Origin of the sequence: Clostridium sp. Marseille-Q2269 (assembly GCF_943736985.1) — a bacterium.
Taxonomy (GTDB): domain Bacteria; phylum Bacillota; class Clostridia; order Clostridiales; family Clostridiaceae; genus Clostridium_F.
The window spans coordinates 37,700-59,995 of sequence record NZ_CALSFS010000002.1; the positions used below are offsets into that span (position 1 = coordinate 37,700).

Consider the following 22,296-nt stretch of genomic DNA (forward strand, 5'->3'; position numbering starts at 1 on the left):
GATAAAAAATCAAATAAATACGAATGATATTATAAAAACAGATTGATTTATTAAGAAATATATGTTACCATGAGTACATATAATAAAGAAATATATCATCCATATAATCTCAATAATAAGGTTTGAGAGTTTCTACGAGGAGACCATAAATTTCCTGTCTATGGATGAATCTTAGCTATGCTTTAGCAGTGCGCTTAAGTTCCGCTCTAGGATTCTCCATATGAATCTTTGCGGAATTTTTTTTATATTTAAATATTAAGGAGGATTAATACATGAAAGTAGCCATTATCTTTGGAAGTCAATCTGATACTGATAAAATGAAAGGATCAGCTAAAGCTCTAAAAGAGTTTAATATAGAATATAAAGCATATATACTTTCAGCACATAGAGTACCAGAAAAATTGATGGATACAATTAAAGAACTAGAAAATGAAGGTTACGAATGTATAATTGCTGGAGCTGGGCTTGCGGCACATCTACCTGGTGTTATAGCTTCCCACACTGTTCTTCCTGTTATAGGGGTTCCTATAGAGGCTGCAGTTGGAGGAATGGATTCACTTTTATCAATAGTTCAAATGCCTAAATCTATACCTGTAGCTACAGTAGGAATAAATAATAGCTACAATGCAGGCATGCTTGCGGCACAAATTTTATCTTTAAAGTATGAAGATCTAAAACAAAAACTAGTACAGTATAGAAAATCTATGAAAGAAAAATTTATAAATGATAATAAAGAGGGAGTGGAGTTATAATGGAAAAAAAGGATATGTTATATGAAGGAAAAGCTAAAAAAATATTTGGAACATATGATAAGGATACAGTTATTGTTTATTATAAAGATGATGCCACAGCTTTTAATGGGGAAAAAAAGGGTGCTATTGAAGATAAGGGAGTTATGAATAACTCTATAACCTCAATGTTATTTGAACTTTTAGAAAAAAAAGGTGTAAAAACACATTTCATAGAAAAGATAAATGAAAGAGAACAACTTTGTAAGAAAGTAGAAATAGTTCCACTAGAGGTTATAGTTAGAAATATAGCAGCAGGAAGCATGGCAAAAAGATTAGGTCTTTCAGAAGGAAGAAAGTTAGATACTACTGTATTTGAAATAAGTTATAAAAATGATGATTTAAATGATCCACTTATAAATGATCATCATGCAGTGGCAATAGGGCTTACAACTTTTGAAGAATTAAAAGAAATGTATTTCATAGCAGAAAAAGTAAATAACACTTTAAAAGAATTTTTTGATGAACAAGGAATAATTTTAGTTGATTTTAAAATAGAAATAGGAAGATTTAATGGAGAACTTCTTTTGGCAGACGAAATATCACCAGATACTTGCAGATTGTGGGATAAGAGTACGAGAGAAAAATTAGATAAAGATAGATTTAGAAGAGATATGGGGAATGTAAAAGAAGCTTATATGGAAATATTAAAAAGAATTAATAATTAGAGATTTATAGGTGAAAATTAATTTGTTGACAGTTTAAAATAATTTATAAAATGCTTAATTTTAAAAATAGAAACTAGGTAGGGAGTAAAAAGAGTATGTGCTATATGTTAGATGATTTAAGTGATAATATGCCCTTTGATTTAGAACAAGATAAGTTTAAGGAAGAATGTGGTGTATTTGGAGTATTTTCTAAAAATGAAGATTCTAGAGTAGCAGAGATGACTTACTATGGACTATATGCTCTTCAACATAGAGGACAAGAAAGTGCAGGTATAGTTGTATCTGATAGAGAAAAGTTTAAATATCACAAAGATATGGGTCTTGTATCAGATGTTTTTAGCAAGGAAATTATAGAAGAGCTTAGGGGAAATTCTGCTATAGGGCATGTTAGATATTCCACAACAGGAGCTAGTAAATCTGATAATGCACAACCTATAGTAGGCACTTATAAGCTAGGATCTATTGCCATAGCACATAATGGCAATTTAGTTAACGCTGCAGTAATAAGAGAACTTCTAGAGGATGGTGGATGTATTTTTCAAACATCTATAGATACAGAAGTATTATTAAATTTAATAGCAAGAAGTGCTAAAAAGGGAATTGATAAAGCAGTGGTTGATGCCATACAAGCTATTAAAGGTTCTTATGCTATTGTTATACTTACAAAAGATAAGCTAATAGGAGCAAGAGATCCACATGGCATAAGGCCTATGTGTTTGGGCAAAATTGGTGATGATTATTTGTTGAGTTCAGAAAGCTGTGCTTTTGATTGCATAGGGGGAGAATTTATAAGAGATGTAGAACCTGGGGAAATAATTATTATAGATGACAGTGGAATAAATTCAATTAAGTTTGCAGAAAAGACAAAATGCCAGACATGCTCCTTTGAGTATATATATTTTGCAAGACCGGATAGTACTATGGATGATATAAATGTTTATGAATCAAGAGTTAGAGCAGGAAGAATGCTTTATAAAGAACACCCAGTTAAAGCAGATATAGTTATAGGCGTTCCGGATTCAGGTATAGCAGCGGCAGTTGGTTATGCAGAGGCTTCCCAAATACCTTATGGTATAGGATTCATAAAAAATAAATATGTAGGAAGAACATTTATATCACCTTCTCAAGAATTAAGAGAAAGAGCTGTATCTGTAAAGTTAAATCCACTTAAAATAAATGTAGATGGAAAAAGAGTAGTAATAATAGATGATTCAATAGTTAGGGGAACTACTAGTAAAAGATTGGTACAAATATTAAGAAAAGCTGGAGCAAAAGAAGTACATTTTAGAGTATCATCACCAATGGTTAAATATCCATGTTATTTTGGAATAGATACTCCTTATAGAAAGGATTTAATAGGAGCTCATCTAGGTGCTGAAGAAATAAGAGAAAAAATAGGGGCAGATAGCTTAGCATATATAAGCATGGAAGGATTGGTAGAAACACTTAATAAAGATAAAGGTTTTTGTTTGGGATGCTTTAATGGTATATATCCTATATCAGCTCCTATAGAAATGGCTAAAGATAGTTTGGAATAGATAATTTAAGTAGTGTAAATTTGCGTAAAAAAACTGATTAATGGGTGGCACTAAAATTGATTTATATTTAAATGATTATTTTTTAATCATCTCAAAGTTATACTAAATTTAACATAGTTTTTTAAATTTGTAGAATAACTAGTAATACAAAGAAGGGAATGTTATTCATGGTATCTTATAAAGAAGCGGGAGTTAATATAGAAGAAGGCTATAAATCTGTAGATCTTATAAAAAAACATGCTTCAAAGACATTTACAAAAGGAGTACTAAATAATTTAGGAAGTTTTGCAGGTATGTTTGAACTTCCTAAGTATAAAAATCCTGTTCTAGTATCAGGTACTGATGGGGTTGGAACTAAATTGGATATAGCATTTAGAATGGGAAAATATAATACAGTTGGTATAGACTGTGTAGCTATGTGTGTAAATGACATATTATGTCATGGAGCTAAGCCATTATTTTTCTTGGATTATATTGCCTGTGGAAAATTAGAGGCAGAAGTTGCAGGTCAGCTCGTAGAAGGGGTTAGTAATGGGTGTGTACAAGGAGAATGTGCATTAATAGGTGGAGAAACAGCAGAAATGCCAGGATTTTATAAAGATGGGGAATATGATATAGCTGGTTTTGCTGTAGGATTAGCAGAAAAAGATGAAATAATAGATGGAAGCAAAATACAACATGGTGATATATTAATAGGAATAGCATCATCAGGACCACATAGCAATGGATATTCTCTTATAAGAAAACTAGTAGAAGATTTACATAAAGATTTTGAAGGAGAAAAAATAGGCAGTACTCTTTTAACTCCTACAAAAATATATGTAAAACCTGTAATAAAACTTTTAGAGAAATATAATGTAAAAGGTATGGCTCATGTAACTGGGGGAGGTTTTTATGAAAACATACCAAGAATGTTTAAAGAGGATTTTACAGCAGTTATAAATAAAAAATCTTACCCAATGCCAAGCATATTCAATTATCTAATGAGCCTAGGGATTGAAGAAAATCAGATGTACAACACTTTTAATATGGGGATTGGTTTTGTACTGTGTGTAGATGAAAAAGATGCTGAAGATATAATAAAAGATCTGATAGAAATGGGAGAAACGGCTTATAAAATAGGGTATGTTAAAAAAGGAAATAAATCTGTGGAATTGATTTAAAAAATCATAGCACATAGGTAAACAATTTATAATAAAAATTTGGAGTAGATTATATTTAGTTTTAAAATAATTAGTTGGGGAATTAATTATTTATAGAATATATAGAAAAATTTTTATTTATATTAGAGGAGAATAACATGTTTAAAATTGCAGTGCTTGCCTCTGGAGGTGGAAGCAATCTTCAATCTATAATAGATAAAATAGAAGATGGATACATAAAAAATTGTAAAATAGAGATATTTATAGGAGATAGACCTAATATTTATGCTATAGAAAGAGCAGAAAAAAAGGGAATTGAAACTTTAATTTTAGATAGAAAAGTATATAAAAATGGTCTATCTAATAAAATATGTGAATGTTTATATGGAAAGGTAGATCTAATAGTTTTAGCAGGATGGTTGTCTATATTAAATGGGGATTTAATAAATAAATTTGAAAATAAAATAATAAACATTCATCCTTCACTAATACCAAGCTTTTCTGGAAATGGAATGTATGGCATAAAAGTGCATGAGAAAGCTTTAGAATATGGAGTGAAATTATCTGGATGCACTGTTCATTTTGTAGATGAAGGTACAGATAGTGGCCCTATAATAATACAAAAATCAGTACCAGTATTTGAAGATGATACACCAGAATTATTACAAAGAAGAGTTTTAGAAAAAGAACATATAGCATTACCTGAAGCTGTAAAACTTATAAGTGAAGGAACAGTAAAGTTGCAAGGAAGAAAAGTTTTAATAAATAAAGGCCTATAATATAAAATTTAAAAGTATTACTTTAACATATAAGAATGAAAATCTTATTAGGATAATTGGATTATTTATATATTAAAGTTTGCAATTTACACATTAAAATAGTGCCACTTATATGTTTTCTTTAAAAGATGATGTATTGGTGGCAATTCCTTATGAAATAAATATAAATAATAAAACCATTAAAATTGGGGGAGTTAAATTGATAAAAAGAGCATTAATAAGTGTATTTGATAAAACAGGTGTTTTAGATTTAGCAAAATTTTTGGAGAATAAAGGTGTAGAAATAATATCTACAGGTGGAACTTACAAACATTTAAGAGAAAATGGAATAAAAGTAATAGATATAGAAGAAGTAACAAATTTTCCCGAAATGTTAGATGGAAGAGTGAAAACATTAAATCCTTTAATTCATGGAGGTATATTGGCCATAAGAGATAATGAAGAACATATGAGGGTCATAGAGAAAAAAGGAATTAAGCCTATAGATATGGTAGTGGTTAATTTATATCCATTTTTTAATAAGGTACAGGAAGATTTAAATTTTGACGAAAAAGTAGAATTTATAGATATTGGTGGACCTACTATGATAAGAGCAGCGGCTAAAAATTTTAGAGATGTAGTAGTGTTAACAGATACAAAGGATTATGAAAATGTAATAAATGAGATAGAAGAAAGTAATGAAGTTAGTATAAAAACTAGAAAAAAATTAGCAGGGAAAGTTTTTAATCTAATGTCAGCTTATGATGCAGCTATAAGTAATTTCTTATTAGATGAGGAATACCCAGAATATTTAACTCTATCTTATAAAAAGAATATGGATTTAAGATACGGAGAAAATCCGCATCAAACAGCAGCTTATTACACATCTACTGTTGGAAAATACCCCATGAAAAATTTTGAAAAATTAAATGGGAAAGAGCTATCTTATAATAACATAAAAGATATGGATATAGCTTGGAAAACTGTTTGTGAATTTGAAGAAGTAGCTTGTTGTGCATTAAAGCACAATACACCTTGTGGTGTGGCAATAGGAGAAACATTAGAAGAAGTTTACACTAAGGCTTATGAATGTGATCCTGTATCTATATTCGGTGGAATAGTTGCTTTTAATACAACTGTAGATAAAGAAACAGCAGAAAAGCTTTCAAAGATATTTTTAGAAATAGTTGTAGCACCGGATTTTGATGAAGAAGCTCTAGAAGTATTAAAGAAAAAGAAAAATCTAAGGGTTATAAAATGTGAAGAAAAATCTACAGAGGAAAAGGATATGGCAAAAGTAGATGGTGGAATACTAGTGCAGCAGGGAGACAATAAATTATTAGATGATACAAAAGTAGTTACAGAGAAATATCCAACAGATAAAGAGATGAAAGATCTTATATTTGGTATGAAGGTAGTTAAGTATGTAAAATCTAATGCAATTGTAGTAGTTAAAGATGGCATGGCAACAGGTGTTGGAGCAGGCCAAGTAAATAGAATATGGGCAGCAAAAGAAGCTTTAGATAGAGCAGGACATGGTGCAGTTTTAGCTTCAGATGCTTTCTTCCCATTTAAAGATGTAGTAGAAGAAGCAGCAAAATGGGGAATAAAGGCTATAATTCAACCAGGTGGATCTATAAGAGATGAAGAATCTATAAAGGAATGCAATGAAAATGGTATTGCTATGGTATTCACAGGAATAAGACACTTTAAACATTAGATTTAGATATTTCTATATAAGTGTATTTTTAAATGACTTGTCTAAGTGTTGTATAAATTAATGCATAAGAATTAAATATGTTAAAGGGGTAAAAAGCATGAAAATATTAATAATTGGCTCAGGGGGAAGAGAGCATGCTATAGCATGGAAAATTGGTAAGAATCCTTTAGTGGAAAAAATATTTTGTGCTCCTGGGAATGGTTGCACTGAGCTAGAGTATAAGTGTGAAAATGTTAATATCTCTGATACTGAAGAACTGTTAACATTTGCTTTAAAAAATAACATAGATTTAACTATTGTAGGACCAGAGATTCCTTTAATGGAAGGAATAGTAGATTTATTTAAAGAAAATGGACTTAACATATTTGGACCAGATAAAAAAACAGCTTTATTAGAAGGAAGCAAGGCATTTGCAAAAGATTTTATGAAAAAATATAATATAAAAACTGCATCTTATGAAGTGTTTCAAGAAGAAAAAGAAGCTTTAAATTACTTAGAAAGCGTTGAGCATCCAGTTGTAATAAAAGCAGATGGATTAGCAGCAGGAAAAGGTGTTGTTATAAGTAAATCTTTTGAAGAAAGCAAGAAGACCTTAGAAGAATTTATGATTAAAGACAAATTTAAAGGAGCAGGTAAAAAAGTTGTTATAGAGGATTTTTTAGAGGGGCCAGAAGCTTCAATATTATCTATAACAGATGGAGAAACTATAATACCTTTTATATCTTCAAAGGATCATAAGCAAATATATGATGGAGGACTAGGCCCTAATACGGGTGGCATGGGAGTTGTTGCTCCAAATTCTTATTGTACAAAAGAGGTATTAAAAGATTTTAATGAAAATATATTACAACCAACATTAAGGGGATTAGAGAAAGAGCAACTGAAATTTTCAGGTATAATTTTTTTTGGAATAATGCTAACTAAAAAAGGACCATATCTTTTAGAATATAATTTAAGAATGGGAGATCCAGAAACAGAAGCTGTTCTTCCTTTAATGGAAAGTGATTTATTGGATTTAATAATGAAAGCAATGAATAAAGAATTAAAATCTACAAATATAGTATGGAAAAAAGCATATTCTACTTGTGTTGTAGCAGTATCTAAAGGATATCCTGAAAATTATGAAAAAGGATTTTTAATAAAAGGAATAGAAAATCTAGAAGGTGTATTTGGAGCAGGCGTTAAATTAGAACATAACCACATAGTAACTAATGGGGGAAGAGTATTGTGTACTCAAGCCATAGGAAAAACTTTAGATGAAAGTATAAATAAGGCGTATGAAAATATGGAAAAGATCGATTTTGAAGGTATATATTACAGAAAAGATATAGGTAAATAATAAAGAGCAGATACATATAAAGGAGTTTTGTTTATATGTATCTGCTGCTGTTAGCTTTAAAAAAATTAAGTTTAACTAGTAAATAACTTATACCATGTTCATATCTTATTTCATTTGAAGAACTTAAATTAATATTGTTAAAAGCCTTCAATAAAGAATATTAGAAATTATAATCTGAAAACACTAGATAAAATAATTGAATTCAATTTACAAAAATACAATTAATTTCAAATTATCTATAATGCTATTTATGGTATAATATTATTAAGATATTTTATTTATAAGGAGTGAAGATATTTTGCCCAAATGTGAGGTATGTGGCAGAGAAGGAGCTGAAATACATCATATAATTCATAAATGTGAAGGCGGAATGGATTTAGAAATAAATTATAAATATTTATGTGGAAGACATCATAGAGGAAAACACAGTCCTCATAAAGATCATAATATAGATGTAAGTTATAAACTAGAATTACAAAATACATTGGAAAAGTTATTTATAAAAGAATATTATTCTTTCAATAGTATTCAGCATATATTAAATATAAATAAAAACAAATGCAAAAAAATAGTACAAGATTTGAAATTATATAAAGAAGGTTATAAATCTAAAGATATAATATATAAACTTATGGGAAAAAAACATTATAATGAGTACAATTTATTTCATTGCCAAGAATTTATAGCATTAGGTGTAATATAAGAAAATTGCGACGTAAAAGGTTACTACCTTAGATTAAAAAAGGGATATGTGGCTTGAAAGGCAATTCACTTCAATAAGAGATTCTAATTTGTTTTTCCTTAAAATATATAATTTCAAATTATAACTCGCTGAACGCTCAAACAATAATTTGGAATATACATATATTTTGGGAAAACAAATGAGAATCTCTAATTTTGTTCAAATGCCTTTTACACCACATATCCCAATTTTTTAATCTAAGGAAAGATAGTATAACTATTTAAACGTAATTTTCTGTGGAATAGGAAGTGCAAAAGGAGGATTTTACTCCTCTTTGTTACGTAAAATCTGCAATTATTTTTTCATTAAAAGAAAGGGCTTTAAAAAAATTTTCGTTAGAAAATTCATGCGTAGCATGCGGAGTAAGTATATCATTCATAAAATTTACATATGTTAATTTTTATACTAAATATTTATGCATTAGCAATAAAAATTCGTATGATCAATTTCCTGGCTACGCCAATTGTTTTATATTTAAATTTAAAATATTTATATGAAACTGAAAATTTATATAACAGTCTTTAAATGGATTAAAACAAGGAATACTTTTAGGAAAAATAGATATCTAGAAAAATAATTAGAATACTTTATTTGTAAACTAAGATTTAAGCGTAAAGTAAACAGGACGTTTACTTAGGACTAGTTGCCACAGGACGTGGCATTAGACCGTTAGCTTAAATCTTAGGATACAAATATTAGTATTCTTTATTTTTATAGCCATCTATTGACTAAAAATATTCCCTGTTTTAATTTTTATGCTTTAAAAGGTGTTAAGTCGTAATTTTATTATGTTGTACAACATATGATTTAGTAGTTTTACTTATAATTTTTTAAAATAATAAAGCTTACCATCTTCTATGGAATAATTAATAAGATTCTTATCAAAAAGATAAGTTATAAATGCACTTAATGCTCCTAAATATAAGTGATATTGGTTAAAGCTTAATTTTAATTCTTCTAGTATTACTAGATTTTCTAATATATCCTCTTTGGTTAAAGGTTCATCTAAGAGATCTAAAATTATATTTATATTATTTTTTATATTCTCTTTATTTTTATTTACTAGATTGAGAATTTCATTTTTTTCTAATACTTTATTACAATGACTTATAACGAAATAATCAGCTTCTATATTTTTTATTATATCTAAGGTTTCTATAGATTCTTTTAAATCATAATAATATGGAAATGAGTATTTTTCTATTGTTTCATCACTAAAAATACTATCACCTAAAAAGCATACTTTTTCAGGGGTTATAAGTCCTATTTGTTCTGGAGAATGCCCTTTAAGACTTATAATTTCAAATTTTTCATCATTAATTTTATTTATACCATAATCTAATATGTAATCAACATCTATATTTTTGTGGCTTTTATGTAAAAGCTTTATTGGTGATGCTGAAAATAGCATAGCAACATTTAAATTTTGATTTTCCATAAACAATTTTTCTTTAAAAGACGTATAAGTTATGCATCCAGGATAGTTTTCTTTAAATAAAATATTTCCTCCACAATGGTCTAGATGATTGTGTGTATTTACTATATATTTTGGATGAAGACCATTTTTAAGTAAAACTTCCTCTATTTTTTTTCCATCATATTTATTTTTACCTGTATCAATTAATAAACAATTTTTATTTTTAAAAGTATACACTCCAATATTGGTAGGAAAGTCTATGTAGTAAGAGTTTCCTTTAATTTTAGTAAGTTTCATAAGATCACTTCCTTGGTAAAATAATTGTTATTAAATAATTAATTAGTAATATATATATTATTAGATATATTTTAGATTAACACAATTTTAAAAAATTGTTTATTAATATGTTCATTTTAAATCTAAAATATAAGCCTTTCAAAATAATAATAACATAATCTATTGCGATAGTTAAAGTAGCTCTAGGAATCATATTTTGCTAAGTTAAACTTTGAGTGAATATTACTGTCAGTTGATTTAGCTTTGGGTTAATGTGCAAAATATTATTATGTAAGCTCAATTTAACTAGCACAACAAGATAACATAATAAATTTGTATAAGTAACCTTATAAATGAAAAAACAACAATAATAGTAGAACTATTTATAAAATAGTGAAAAACAGACAATATTAGGTTAAATAAGTTGTAATTTAACTATATATTTAGTAGAATGAGGTTAGTGGCGTATTAACATTAAATAGATATAGATTTCACCAACAAGGTAATTTTCAAATTTAATTTTAAAAGGAGGATATATTATTATGTTGGAAAATTTACAACCAAAATCAGTATTTCATTTTTTTGAGGAATTAACTAAAATACCACATGGTTCAGGGGACGAAAAAAGAATAAGTGACTATTTAGTTAATTTTGCAAAGGAAAGAAATTTAGAAGTTATTCAAGATGAAGTTTTAAATGTAATAATAAGAAAACCAGCTACAAAAGGCTATGAGAATGCTCCTACTGTAATTATTCAAGGACATATGGATATGGTTTGCGAAAAAATTAAGGAAAGTGATCATGATTTTGAAAAAGATCCTTTAAAGTTAAGAATAGAAGGAGATCATCTATATGCTACAGGAACAACATTAGGTGGAGATGATGGTATTGCTGTTGCTTATGGACTAGCTGTATTAGATTCAAAGGATATAGAACACCCTAGTATAGAACTTCTTGCAACAACTTCAGAAGAGACAGGCATGAATGGTGCTATGGGGTTAGATACATCTAAATTAAAAGGCAAAATTTTATTAAATATTGATTCAGAAGAAGAAGGAATATTTTTAGCTAGTTGCTCTGGGGGAGTGAATCCTATAGTTTCTATACCTACAGAATACGAAAAAGTTACAGGAAAGTGTATAGATATAGAAATAAAAGGCTTAAATGGTGGACATTCAGGTATGGAAATCATTAAACAAAGAGCTAATGCTAATAAGTTAATGGGTAGAGTATTATATGAATTAAAGAAAAAAATAGATTTTAACATTGTTTCAATAAATGGTGGTTCAAAACATAATGCTATTGCACTACATGCTAATGCAGTATTATCAATAGATGAAAATAAATTAGATGAAGTTAAAGAACTCTTCAATAAACTACAAGAAGACTTCCAAAATGAATTTAGAGTAGAGGATCCAAATATACAAGTTGTAGTTGAAAATATAGAAAACAAAGAAAAACAATTTACTAAAAAAGTAACAGATAGCATAATAAGTTTCTTAACATTGGTTCCTTATGGAGTACAAACTATGAGTAAGGATATAGATGGTCTAGTTGAAAGTAGTTTAAACATTGGTGTAGTTGAAAACAAGGAAGATGAAATTAAAATTACAATATCTGTTAGAAGTTCAGTAAGTAGCTTACAATTAGAAATTGTAGATAGAATAGAAGCTTTATGTTCATTAATAAATGCAAAATGTACTAAGGAAGACAAATATCCAGCATGGCAGTTTGATCCAGAATCTAAAATAAAAGATTTATGTGTTGATATATATACTAAATTATATGAAAAACCAGAAGTATCAGCAATACATGCAGGATTAGAGTGTGGACTATTTAAAGGTACAATGAAAGATACTGATATGATAAGCTTTGGACCAAATTTATATGATGTTCATACACCAAATGAACACTTAAGCATATCTTCAGTAGAAAGAATATGGAAATTCTTAGTAGAGTTATTAAAAAACATAAAATAAAAATTAATTGTTGACATAGATAAGTAAAAAGAGTATATTAAAATTGTAAAATTTAATAACATAAATCCTTCAGGGCGGGGCGTAATTCCCCACCGGCGGTAAAGTCCGCGAGCTACTTGTAGCATGATTCGGTGAAACTCCGAAACCGACAGTTAAAGTCTGGATGAAAGATAGGATTATAAATAATAATTTTTATGTTATTATTTTGTTTCGCATATAAATCTCTGGAGGAAACTCTAGAGATTTTTTATTTTATAAAAAATTGTATAAACACTATATCTTACAAAATTTTACTAATTTAAAAATGGTATACCAAATCAAATTTCAATATTAAAATAGATAAATTTATACTAGTATAATATAAACAATTTAATTAATTGCACAATTTAATATGAGTTATTAGTTGTATAAGGTGGTGTGTTTAAAATGGATGATCATAATTTTTATATGGAAAAAGCCTTAGACTTAGCTAAAAAAGGTGATGGGAAAGTTAATCCTAATCCTAAAGTTGGGACCATAATTGTTAAAGATAATAAAATAATTGGCAAAGGTTATCACAAATATTTTGGAGGACCTCATGCAGAAGTTTATGCACTTAAAGAAGCAGGAGCAAAAGCTAAAGGGGCTACTTTGTATGTTACATTAGAACCGTGTTCTCATTATGGTAAAACACCCCCATGTGCAGAGGCCATAGTAAAGGCAGGTATAACTAAGGTTCTAATAGCTATGGAAGATCCTAACCCTTTAGTTAGAGGAAAAGGAATAGATATTTTAAAGGAAAATAATATAGAAGTTATAACAGGAATCATGGAAAAAGACAGTAAAAAACTAAATGAAGTATTTATTAAATATATAACAAAAACAGAACCTTTTGTGGTTTTAAAAACAGCCTCTACATTAGATGGTAAAATTGCTACAAAAACAGGAGAGTCTAAATGGATAACAGGAGTAGAAGCAAGATATAAAGTACATGACATAAGAAATGATTTATCTGGAATAATGGTTGGAATAGGGACAATTCTAAAAGATAATCCCATGCTAACAACTAGAATAGATGGTGGAAAAGATCCTAAGGCAATAATAATAGATTCTAAGCTTAGAATTCCATTAGAAGCTAAAATAATAAAAACCATTAATGGTAGAAATATCTATATAGCAACTACAAAAAGTCATAATAATTTATGTAAAAAAAATGAGCTAAAAAAATTAGGAGTTAAAATTTTAGAGCTTGAAGAAAATGAAGAAGGTAAAGTTCCGTTAAAAAAACTAATGAAACTTTTAGGAAAAGAAGAAATAGACAGTATTTTGTTAGAGGGAGGAAGCACTTTAAATTTTTCTGCATTAAAGGAAGACATAGTGGATAAAGTAATGTGTTTTATTGCTCCAAAGATAATAGGAGGAGAGGATTCAAAATCTATGATAGGTGGAACTGGAGTGGAAGATTTAAAAGATTCATTTAATTTAAATAACTTGAAAATTGAAAAAATAGGACGGGATATACTTATTGAAGGTTATTTACATGAGTAAAAAGAAGGTGTTAGATTGTTTACTGGTATAGTAGAAGAAATTGGGAAAGTATTAAAAATAGAACAAGGACAGGATTTTCTGCATATAACCATAGAGGGAAGTAAGGTTGTAACTGACCTAAATTTAGGGGATAGTATAGCTGTAAATGGTGTATGCCTTACGGTAACTAATTTTAATAATAATAACTTTACTGCAGATGTTATGCCAGAAACTTTAAAGAAAAGCAGTTTAGGTACTTTAGTAAAAAATAGTTTAGTAAATTTAGAGACAGCGTTAACTTTAAACAAGCCCTTAGGGGGACATATAGTTTATGGACATATAGATGGCATAGGAGAAATAATAAGTATTAAAAAAGAAGGTATTGCTAATTTATTAGAAATAAAGACAAAAGAAAGCTTATTAACATATATGGTGCCTAAAGGCTCTATAGCATTAGATGGAGTAAGTTTAACTTTAGTAGATATAAAAGAAAAAAGTTTTACAGTATCATTAATACCTCATACTAAAAAAGAAACTATATTAATGGACAAAAAGATAGGTAGCATATTAAACATAGAATGTGATGCTTTAGGCAAATATGTATATAAATTTATTCATTCAAAAAAAGAAGAAACTCACAACAACAATATAAGTTTAGATTTGCTAACTAGAACAGGATTTTTGTAATATAAGCTATTTAGTAATAAATAATTTAAAATTAATAAACTTTAAATGAAATATTTATGAAATGTGATAATCATTATAAAGTTAAAGCGAGCAGTAGATATATAAATACAATTACCATCTTGTGTAAGAAGAATATAAAAATTCAATAATACGTTTAGGGGGAATTCAAATGAATTATAAATTTAATAGTATAGAGGAAGCTATAGAAGATGTGAAAAAAGGAAGAATTATTGTGGTTGTGGATGATGAAGATAGAGAGAATGAAGGAGATCTTTTAATGGCAGCAGAAAAGGTTACTTCAGAGGCTATAAATTTTATGGCCAAAGAGGGAAGAGGGCTCATCTGTACTCCAGTAAAAAAATCTAAACTAGAAGAGCTAGAAATATATCAAATGGTAAATAAAAATAAAGATAATTTTGGAACTGCTTTTACAGTATCAGTAGATGCTGTAGGAACATCTACAGGTATATCTGCTTTTGATAGAGCCTTTACTGTATCAAAAATAATTGATTTAGATTCAAAAAAAGAAGATTTTTTAAAGCCAGGGCATGTTTTCCCATTGGCAGCTAAAGATGGAGGGGTTTTAGTTAGGGCAGGTCATACAGAAGCTGCAGTAGATATGGCAAGATTGGCAGGTTTTTGTGAAGCAGGAGTCATATGTGAAATAATGAATGAAGATGGAACTATGGCAAGAGTTCCACAGCTTATGGAATTTGTAAAGAAACATAATTTAAAGATAATAACTATAGCAGATTTAATTAAATATAGAAGTAAACAGGAGAAATTAATTAAAGCTCTAAAACCAGTGAAGTTTCCATCTAAATATGGGGATTTTATAGTTATAGGTTACGAAAATTTAATAACCGGAGAAGAACATGTAGCTTTGGTAAAAGGAGATGTAAAAGGAGAAGAACCAGTACTTGTTAGGGTTCATTCAGAATGTTTAACAGGAGATGTTTTTGGTTCTTTAAGGTGCGATTGTGGAGAGCAAATAGCTAAAGCTCTTACTAAAATAGAAGAAGAAGGAAAAGGAGTTTTAGTGTATATGAGGCAAGAAGGTAGAGGAATTGGTTTATTAAATAAATTAAAAGCTTATGCTCTTCAAGATGAAGGGATGGATACTATAGAAGCAAATTTAGCACTAGGATTTCCAGAAGATCTAAGAGATTATGGTATAGGAGCACAAATATTAAAAGATTTAGGTGTGAAAAATATAAAGCTAATGACTAATAATCCTAAAAAAATATCAGGTCTTTCAGGCTATGACATAGAAATAGTAGATAGAGTTCCTATAGATATGGGATGCCAAAAAGATAATCATAGATATTTAAAAACTAAAAAAGAAAAGATGGGACATTTAATTGATGTAGTATAGATATAATAATTTAATTATATGACTTGAATTAAATTTGAAAAGTAATATTTATATAAATAAAGTTTTATTTATTAGGTAAATATCTCATTAAACTTAATAAAAATTAGGGGGAAATAAAAATGAAAATATATGAAGGAAAATTAATAGCTAAGGATATAAAAGTAGGAATAATAGTATCAAGATTCAATGAATTTATAACATCAAAATTATTGGCAGGGTCAATAGATTGTTTAAAAAGACATGGGGGAGAAGATGAAAATATAGAAATATGCTGGGTACCTGGGGCTTTTGAAATACCTGTAATAGCAAAAAACATGGCATCACAGGATAAATATGATGCAATAATTTGTCTAGGTGCAGTAATAAGAGGAGCAACACCACATTTTGATTATGTATCTAGTGAGGTTTCAAAAGGTGTAGCCAACGTATCCTTAGATAAAGAAGTACCAGTAATATTTGGAGTGTTAACCACAGATACTATAGAGCAAGCTATAGAAAGAGCAGGTACAAAGGCAGGAAACAAGGGATATGATGCAGCTATGTCAGCTATAGAAATGGCTAATTTATTGAAGACTTTGGATTAACTATAGAACATTAGCTAAATTTTGTTTTGAAATATAAAGTTAATTAAAGAACAGCTAATTAAAAATTTTATAATTATTATAAAAAAGAGCATATATAAGTTAAAATTTATTGCATTTTAACTTATATATGCTTTATTATTTTAATACTCATTAACAGTTTGCTTTATACATTTAAATTATAATTTATCTAGAGCTCAACAATAAAGATTTATTATTTATTAATAAATCAGACTAATGTATTAATGTATAATTATTGGAACAATATTTTATATAATGGTTTGATACAATACTTTTATAGCTATTAAAAGTGAAATAGTAGTAAAAACTGGTTTTATTATTTTAGAACCTTTATTTAGAGCCATTTTTGTTCCAAGTTTAGCACCAATTATCATGGATAAGGATACAGGTATAGCTAGTTTGTAGTTTATTTGGCCATGAATAGCAAATAGAATTAAAGATGCTAGATTGCTTATAGCACTTAATGATTTTGAATTTCCACTAGCTCCTATGAAATCAAATTTAAAAACTCCAATCAATCCAATCATCATAAAGGCCCCAGTACCAGGACCAAAAAACCCTGTATAGAAACCCATAGAGAAAGATAAAAGTATTCCAAATAGAATATTTTTTTTATTTAGACCATGGAAATTATTCTTTAGTCCTATATTTTTACAGAATATAGTGAATAGTGCTACTATAACTAATAAAATAAGAACTATAATGTTTAGATATTTAGCGTTAATACCCATTACTGCATTTACACCTAATATAGCACCTACCAATGAAAAGGGAGCTAATATTTTAAATATGTTTAAATTAACCTTTCCTGATTGAGCAAAATTAAAACAACTTGTTAATGAAGAACAGGTAGCACAAAGTTTATTTGTGCCTAAAGCCATGTGAGGTGGAACTCCTGCCATTAAATATGCAGGTATAGTAATTAGTCCTCCACCGCCAGCTATGGCATCTATGATTGCAGCTAAAAATCCTGCAAAACATAGAAGTAAAATAGTAAACAAAAGGATCCATCTCCAATCTATAAAATTAATTATAAAAATAAAATAATAACTCAATAGTTATATAGGTATGTTTTATATTTTTTTATGTTCATCTTTCCTTTATATGTTATAATAACAATTGTGCTTAATATTAAATGGATTAAACATAAATATATATAAATTTTAATATTTTATATGTAAAATTAAAAATCATCCTTATATAGTATAAACTATAAATAAAATAATTGTAATAAAAAAGAGGATAAAAATACTATAAAATCTAAAATTTATAGAAATATAGATTTTTTATTAAAAAAATAATAACTTATTAAAAACATATAATTTATATGAATATAACGTATTTACATAAGAACAATACTATAGCATAATATAATTTGACTTAGTTGTAAAATATGAGGAGGAATAATATATGTTAAATAATGATGAAACAAAAGCTTCAAAAGAAGCAGCAGAAAATACAAAAAATGAAAAGGGAGAAAACGAAACAAAACAAGTTAATGAAGAAAAAAGTAAAACAGATAATATAGATGATTCTATAAAAGAAGATAAACAAGAAAATATTAAAACAGTAAAAGATAATAATGATTCAACAGATAAGCTTAGATTTTCACAATACTTAAAAGAAGGAATAAAAAATACTTTAGGAACTTTTGTAGTATCTATTGGAGTTTTAGCAGTATTAGGATTAATTTTAAGGTATATAATAGGATTATATGTAGTAGATGCTTGGGGAATGCTATTTATAGTATATTTAATAGTATCTTTATTTTACCCATATATAAAATCTAAATTTTTCAGAAAAAATAAATAGAGTCATAAATAATTAAGAGTAACTATAAATTGGCTCTTAATTATTCTTTTTAATATGGAAAAATTTTTCAAATACAAATATAATATTTAAAATAAATTAGATCTGAAAGGATGAAAATAAACATATGAGAAAAGGTAATGAGTATGAATTTCTTATAGAAGAAACGGAATTCCCAGGAACAGGCGTAGCACAAAAAGGCGGTGTACCGGTTTATATAAAGGGAACAATTCCGGGACAAAAGGTTATGGCAAAAGTAACTAAAAAAAGAAGAGAATATGCTCAGGCTAAACTTTTAGAAATAATTGAAAATGTAGATTATGCTATAGAAAATAAATGTCCACACTTTGGCCAATGTGGAGGATGTTCAACACAATATATACCATATGATAAACAATTAGAAATTAAGGAAAAACAATTATTAAAATTATTTGAAAATAAAAACATAGAAGGTTTTGAATTTTTAGGTGTAGAGAAAAGTCCAGAAGAATATGAATATAGAAATAAGATGGAATTCACCTTTGGGGATATGGAAAAAGGTGGAGATCTTACATTAGGCATGCATGTTAAAAATAGAAACTTTTCTATTATAACTGTAGATAATTGTGAAATTGTGGATAAAGATTTTAGAAATATATTAATAGTTGTGATTAATTATTTTAATAAAAAGGAATTACCTAAATACAGAGTAATGAGTCATGAAGGTTTTCTAAGAAATTTGGTTATAAGAAAAGGCAAAAATACAGGGGAAATATTAGTAAATATAGTAACCACATCTCAGATAGAATTTGATTTTAAAGAAATAGTAGATATATTATTAAATGAAGATTATGAAGGTGAAATAAAAGGTATTCTTCATACTATAAATGATACTTTATCTGATGTGGTGCAAGTAGATAAATTAGAAATACTATATGGAAGAGACTATATAATAGAAGAGTTGTTAGGATTAAAATTTAAAATAGCCCCAGAAGCTTTTTTTCAAACAAACTCAAAAGGAGCAGAAAAATTATATAGCATAGTAAAAGATTTCTTAGGTGATGCTAGTTCAAAAGTGATTTTTGATCTTTATTGTGGTACAGGAACCATAGGCCAAATAGTTGCACCAAGAGCTAAAAAAGTGGTAGGTATAGAATTAATAGAGGAAGCAGTGAAAGCTGCAAATGAAAATGCAAAATTAAATGGTTTAGATAATTGTGAATTTATAGCTGGAGATGTTGCAAAAGTAATAAAAGATGTAAAATATAAACCAGATATAATTATATTGGACCCACCAAGACCAGGTGTACATCCAGTGGCTTTAGAATATGTAGTTAAATTTCAACCAAAAGAAATAATATATGTGTCTTGTAATCCTAAAACTTTGGTAGAAGATTTAAAATATTTAATAGACAATGGATATAAATTAGAAAAAGTTAAGGGCATGGATATGTTTCCACATACCCCTCATGTGGAGACGTGCGTACTTTTGTCCCACAAAAACCCCCACCGTCCTTATAAACAGGAAAATTGAATAAAATAGACTTCAAAGGCAATTCAGCCTCGTCACATGGGAAAATCTCTATTTCTTTGATTAACGAAGAAATCAGAGATTTTTTCTCTTCATCGCTGATTTTATCATATACCTTATCAAAGTTTGCCAGTAGGGTGTAGATGTTTTCCAGTGTGATAGCATCTTGCTCCACGGCTTTACGGCGCAGCTTTACATCCTCGATTTTTTCTTCCAGCTCTACGATGGTGTCATACAGCCCATCAAGGCGTAGGGTCATATCGTGAAGCTTGCGTTCTCTAAAACGAGTATCTTCCGGCAGGCTGTCAATTTCATTTTCAAGACGGGTTTTATTAAGCTCGACCTCCCGCAGATTGGATTCATAATTGCTTAGTTCTCTGTTTAAAGTGGATGTATCAATTTCTTTGCCTATCCTTGATTTGATTTCTGATGCAAAATCTTGATTTTTAATCAGCTCTCTGATTGCTTCAACGACAAGCGGCTCAATGTCAGTTTTCTTGAGCATAGCTTTATAGTCACAGCTCTTTCCCCGTTCTGTTCGAGCCTTACTGCACACATAATAGTAAATCTCTTTATATGTACCGTCTTTGTTTGTCTAAGCGTGTTTATTGGTGTATATCGGGCCACCGCATTTCGGGCATTTTAATATACTGGTCTTATGTCAATATCTTGGACACAAAAAGTCAAACTTTTTTATGCTACACTTCTAGCTAATAATTCACATTGATCTGGGGTCATGTAATTAATAGAAGAGTGTAGCCTTTTTCTGTTATACCATCCTCCACATTACCCTTTTGTATAATTTCACGTATAATCCCTTTGTCCGCTTTATTATAATCTTTACTTAAATGATAACTCAGTTTATTATAAATCTGATTTTTTCCAAACCTGTTATCTACATTTTCAAAATACATAAGCAGCCAAATTTCAAATAAAGGATTTGATACAAGAAGAGAATAGCCATTGTTAAGCATATCCCCTATAACATCTTGTATATTAGGAGGATCATCACAATCAAAAAATAGATATTTATTGCAAGTCACCACCAATAATATCATTATATTTAAATATAGGTATAGCTCCATATTTACCTTGAATATAATCCTTATTAAAAGTAGCATCTTCACGAACTTTAAGGTCAGAAAGAACATATATATGAGATACTCCCCTTAAATCCTTATCAACAAATACAACTTCATCCCGTCTAAACTGTTCTTTGTTTAATAAAGATATATCATGAGTTGTAAAAATCAATTGTGCCCTTTTGTTTGAGCTAGATTGGAACATGTCCACAATGAATTTTGTTAAAAGAGGATGTAATCTTGCAGACATTTCATCAATTATAAAAACCCCACCTTTTTCAATCATATCAATAATATTTTGTATATATGATAAAAATCTAAGTGTTCCTGTAGACTCTTGAAAAAGATCAAAATACTTCTGATCTATTACATTTTCAGAATCATCATAAACATTATGGATAGTTTTTATAATTTTTTTATTTTCTTCTTTTCCAGTTTCATCATTAAAAACTACCTTATCTTCAATCTTCAATCCAGCTATACCTACATCAATTTGTTTAAGATATTTTTCTGCTTTCATTCTATAATCTTTATCTAAAATAAGTTTTTTATTTAAACTTATATTATTAGCTACTTTTTTTACACTAGATTTAAAGAATATTTCAAGATAAACATTATAATCCTCAACAAAAAAATCAATAAAATCTTTTAATATTAAATCCTTTGCTTCTTCATCTAAGAAATACTCAAGGACTGAAATATATAACCTTTCCTTAGGAAATTTAGTATACATTCTAAGTTGGTTTTCATATTTTTTTCCAAAAGAAACTGTAGAGTTCCTTTCAAATACTTTTTTATCATCAATATAATACCATTCATTTAAAACCTCAGAAGAAGTGCACTCAAAACCATATTGAATCTGCTTGTTATTATAATAAAATATTATTTCAAACTCAGATACATCATTTACACTATTGGTAAGCATAAATGGTTCTAAATTAGTTTTAAATTTTTGCTCTTTTAAAATAGAATCATCATTTTTACTATTAGAAATAAATTGATCAAATATATATTTTTCAAAGAAAAACATTGCAGAAATAAGATTAGACTTTCCTGATGCATTAGCACCATATACCGCCGTAGTCTTTAAAAGTTTTAAATCCTTTTTTGCATTAATAACATGAGAAGGATGTTGTTTATATGATGTAGCCCTTAAATCTAAAAAAACCTCATCTTTAAAGGACGTAAAATTTTTCGCTTTAAACATAATAAGCATACTATTCACCGTTGCCAAAACCTTATAAAACTCTATAAGTTTGTTTAATTCCCTGTTCAACGTACTCCATTTTGCCGTAGCTACTTTGGTTTGTATAGCACTCCGAGGGCTTAACTTCGGATACAACGAATCCTACACCTCA

Annotated in this window: 20 protein-coding genes and 2 riboswitches; of the genes, 15 read left to right on the plus strand and 5 right to left on the minus strand. The window is 28.3% G+C overall.

What is annotated here, in order from left to right; all coding sequences use genetic code 11:
- The first annotated feature begins 79 nt into the window (after positions 1-79).
- Positions 80-181, plus strand: a riboswitch (purine riboswitch).
- Between the two features lie 91 nt (positions 182-272).
- From purE to NGI68_RS04155, 8 genes are all read left to right on the plus strand, one after another.
- Complete coding sequence (purE, locus tag NGI68_RS04120) at positions 273-752, plus strand: 5-(carboxyamino)imidazole ribonucleotide mutase (RefSeq protein ID WP_251860228.1); 480 nt, start codon at positions 273-275, stop codon at positions 750-752.
- Complete coding sequence (purC, locus tag NGI68_RS04125; protein WP_251860229.1) at positions 752-1,456, plus strand: phosphoribosylaminoimidazolesuccinocarboxamide synthase; 705 nt, start codon at positions 752-754, stop codon at positions 1,454-1,456. The genes purE and purC overlap by 1 nt, the downstream gene beginning before the upstream one ends.
- A gap of 95 nt (positions 1,457-1,551) precedes the next feature.
- Positions 1,552-2,994 carry an amidophosphoribosyltransferase gene (gene purF, locus NGI68_RS04130; RefSeq protein ID WP_251860230.1) on the plus strand — a complete coding sequence of 481 codons (1,443 nt, stop codon included), beginning with the start codon at positions 1,552-1,554 and terminating at the stop codon, positions 2,992-2,994.
- 167 nt (positions 2,995-3,161) lie between these two features.
- Positions 3,162-4,157: a phosphoribosylformylglycinamidine cyclo-ligase gene (purM, locus tag NGI68_RS04135; RefSeq protein ID WP_251860231.1), complete on the plus strand. Its 996-nt coding sequence runs from the start codon at positions 3,162-3,164 to the stop codon at positions 4,155-4,157.
- A 137-nt stretch (positions 4,158-4,294) separates the two neighbouring features.
- Positions 4,295-4,915: a phosphoribosylglycinamide formyltransferase gene (purN, locus tag NGI68_RS04140; RefSeq protein WP_251860232.1), complete on the plus strand. Its 621-nt coding sequence runs from the start codon at positions 4,295-4,297 to the stop codon at positions 4,913-4,915.
- 199 nt (positions 4,916-5,114) lie between these two features.
- Positions 5,115-6,614: a bifunctional phosphoribosylaminoimidazolecarboxamide formyltransferase/IMP cyclohydrolase gene (gene purH / locus NGI68_RS04145; RefSeq protein ID WP_251860584.1), complete on the plus strand. Its 1,500-nt coding sequence runs from the start codon at positions 5,115-5,117 to the stop codon at positions 6,612-6,614.
- A gap of 97 nt (positions 6,615-6,711) precedes the next feature.
- Positions 6,712-7,953, plus strand: a complete 1,242-nt coding sequence (gene purD / locus NGI68_RS04150; protein WP_251860233.1) for a phosphoribosylamine--glycine ligase — start codon at positions 6,712-6,714, stop codon at positions 7,951-7,953.
- Positions 7,954-8,251: 298 nt separating this feature from the next.
- Positions 8,252-8,656 carry an HNH endonuclease signature motif containing protein gene (locus NGI68_RS04155; RefSeq protein WP_251860234.1) on the plus strand — a complete coding sequence of 135 codons (405 nt, stop codon included), beginning with the start codon at positions 8,252-8,254 and terminating at the stop codon, positions 8,654-8,656.
- A gap of 859 nt (positions 8,657-9,515) precedes the next feature.
- On the opposite strand, the gene NGI68_RS04160 is transcribed toward NGI68_RS04155, so the two are convergent.
- The gene (locus NGI68_RS04160; RefSeq protein WP_251860235.1) at positions 9,516-10,409 is read right to left on the minus strand and encodes an MBL fold metallo-hydrolase; all 894 of its coding nucleotides are present in this window, start codon (positions 10,407-10,409) and stop codon (positions 9,516-9,518) included.
- Positions 10,410-10,930: 521 nt separating this feature from the next.
- Here NGI68_RS04160 and NGI68_RS04165 point away from each other — a divergent pair.
- From NGI68_RS04165 to ribH, 5 genes are all read left to right on the plus strand, one after another.
- The gene (locus NGI68_RS04165) at positions 10,931-12,367 is read left to right on the plus strand and encodes an aminoacyl-histidine dipeptidase (RefSeq protein WP_251860236.1); all 1,437 of its coding nucleotides are present in this window, start codon (positions 10,931-10,933) and stop codon (positions 12,365-12,367) included.
- 61 nt (positions 12,368-12,428) lie between these two features.
- Positions 12,429-12,547, plus strand: a riboswitch (FMN riboswitch).
- Between the two features lie 246 nt (positions 12,548-12,793).
- On the plus strand, positions 12,794-13,894 hold the full coding sequence (ribD, locus tag NGI68_RS04170; RefSeq protein ID WP_251860237.1) for a bifunctional diaminohydroxyphosphoribosylaminopyrimidine deaminase/5-amino-6-(5-phosphoribosylamino)uracil reductase RibD: 1,101 nt from the start codon (positions 12,794-12,796) through the stop codon (positions 13,892-13,894).
- Between the two features lie 15 nt (positions 13,895-13,909).
- Positions 13,910-14,560 carry a riboflavin synthase gene (gene ribE / locus NGI68_RS04175; RefSeq protein WP_251860238.1) on the plus strand — a complete coding sequence of 217 codons (651 nt, stop codon included), beginning with the start codon at positions 13,910-13,912 and terminating at the stop codon, positions 14,558-14,560.
- A gap of 169 nt (positions 14,561-14,729) precedes the next feature.
- The gene (locus NGI68_RS04180; RefSeq protein ID WP_251860239.1) at positions 14,730-15,935 is read left to right on the plus strand and encodes a bifunctional 3,4-dihydroxy-2-butanone-4-phosphate synthase/GTP cyclohydrolase II; all 1,206 of its coding nucleotides are present in this window, start codon (positions 14,730-14,732) and stop codon (positions 15,933-15,935) included.
- A 119-nt stretch (positions 15,936-16,054) separates the two neighbouring features.
- The gene (gene ribH, locus NGI68_RS04185) at positions 16,055-16,519 is read left to right on the plus strand and encodes a 6,7-dimethyl-8-ribityllumazine synthase (RefSeq protein WP_251860240.1); all 465 of its coding nucleotides are present in this window, start codon (positions 16,055-16,057) and stop codon (positions 16,517-16,519) included.
- Between the two features lie 266 nt (positions 16,520-16,785).
- On the opposite strand, the gene NGI68_RS04190 is transcribed toward ribH, so the two are convergent.
- Entirely contained in the window at positions 16,786-17,538 is a 753-nt protein-coding gene (locus NGI68_RS04190; protein ID WP_251860241.1) for a sulfite exporter TauE/SafE family protein, read from the minus strand.
- Positions 17,539-17,947: 409 nt separating this feature from the next.
- On the opposite strand from NGI68_RS04190, the gene NGI68_RS04195 reads away from it, so the two are divergent.
- Positions 17,948-18,349: a DNA-binding protein gene (locus tag NGI68_RS04195; RefSeq protein WP_251860242.1), complete on the plus strand. Its 402-nt coding sequence runs from the start codon at positions 17,948-17,950 to the stop codon at positions 18,347-18,349.
- Between the two features lie 124 nt (positions 18,350-18,473).
- Complete coding sequence (gene rlmD / locus NGI68_RS04200; RefSeq protein ID WP_251860243.1) at positions 18,474-19,859, plus strand: 23S rRNA (uracil(1939)-C(5))-methyltransferase RlmD; 1,386 nt, start codon at positions 18,474-18,476, stop codon at positions 19,857-19,859.
- On the opposite strand, the gene NGI68_RS04205 is transcribed toward rlmD, so the two are convergent.
- From NGI68_RS04205 to NGI68_RS04215, 3 genes are all read right to left on the minus strand, one after another.
- Entirely contained in the window at positions 19,762-20,361 is a 600-nt protein-coding gene (locus NGI68_RS04205; protein WP_286010079.1) for a hypothetical protein, read from the minus strand. The two genes, rlmD and NGI68_RS04205, sit on opposite strands and share 98 nt — an antisense overlap.
- A 229-nt stretch (positions 20,362-20,590) precedes the next feature.
- A complete protein-coding gene (locus tag NGI68_RS04210) occupies positions 20,591-20,899 on the minus strand; it encodes an RloB domain-containing protein (RefSeq protein WP_251860244.1) in 309 nt (102 codons plus the stop codon).
- Positions 20,886-22,145: an AAA family ATPase gene (locus NGI68_RS04215; RefSeq protein ID WP_251860245.1), complete on the minus strand. Its 1,260-nt coding sequence runs from the start codon at positions 22,143-22,145 to the stop codon at positions 20,886-20,888. The genes NGI68_RS04210 and NGI68_RS04215 overlap by 14 nt, the downstream gene beginning before the upstream one ends.
- Positions 22,146-22,296: the final 151 nt, after the last annotated feature.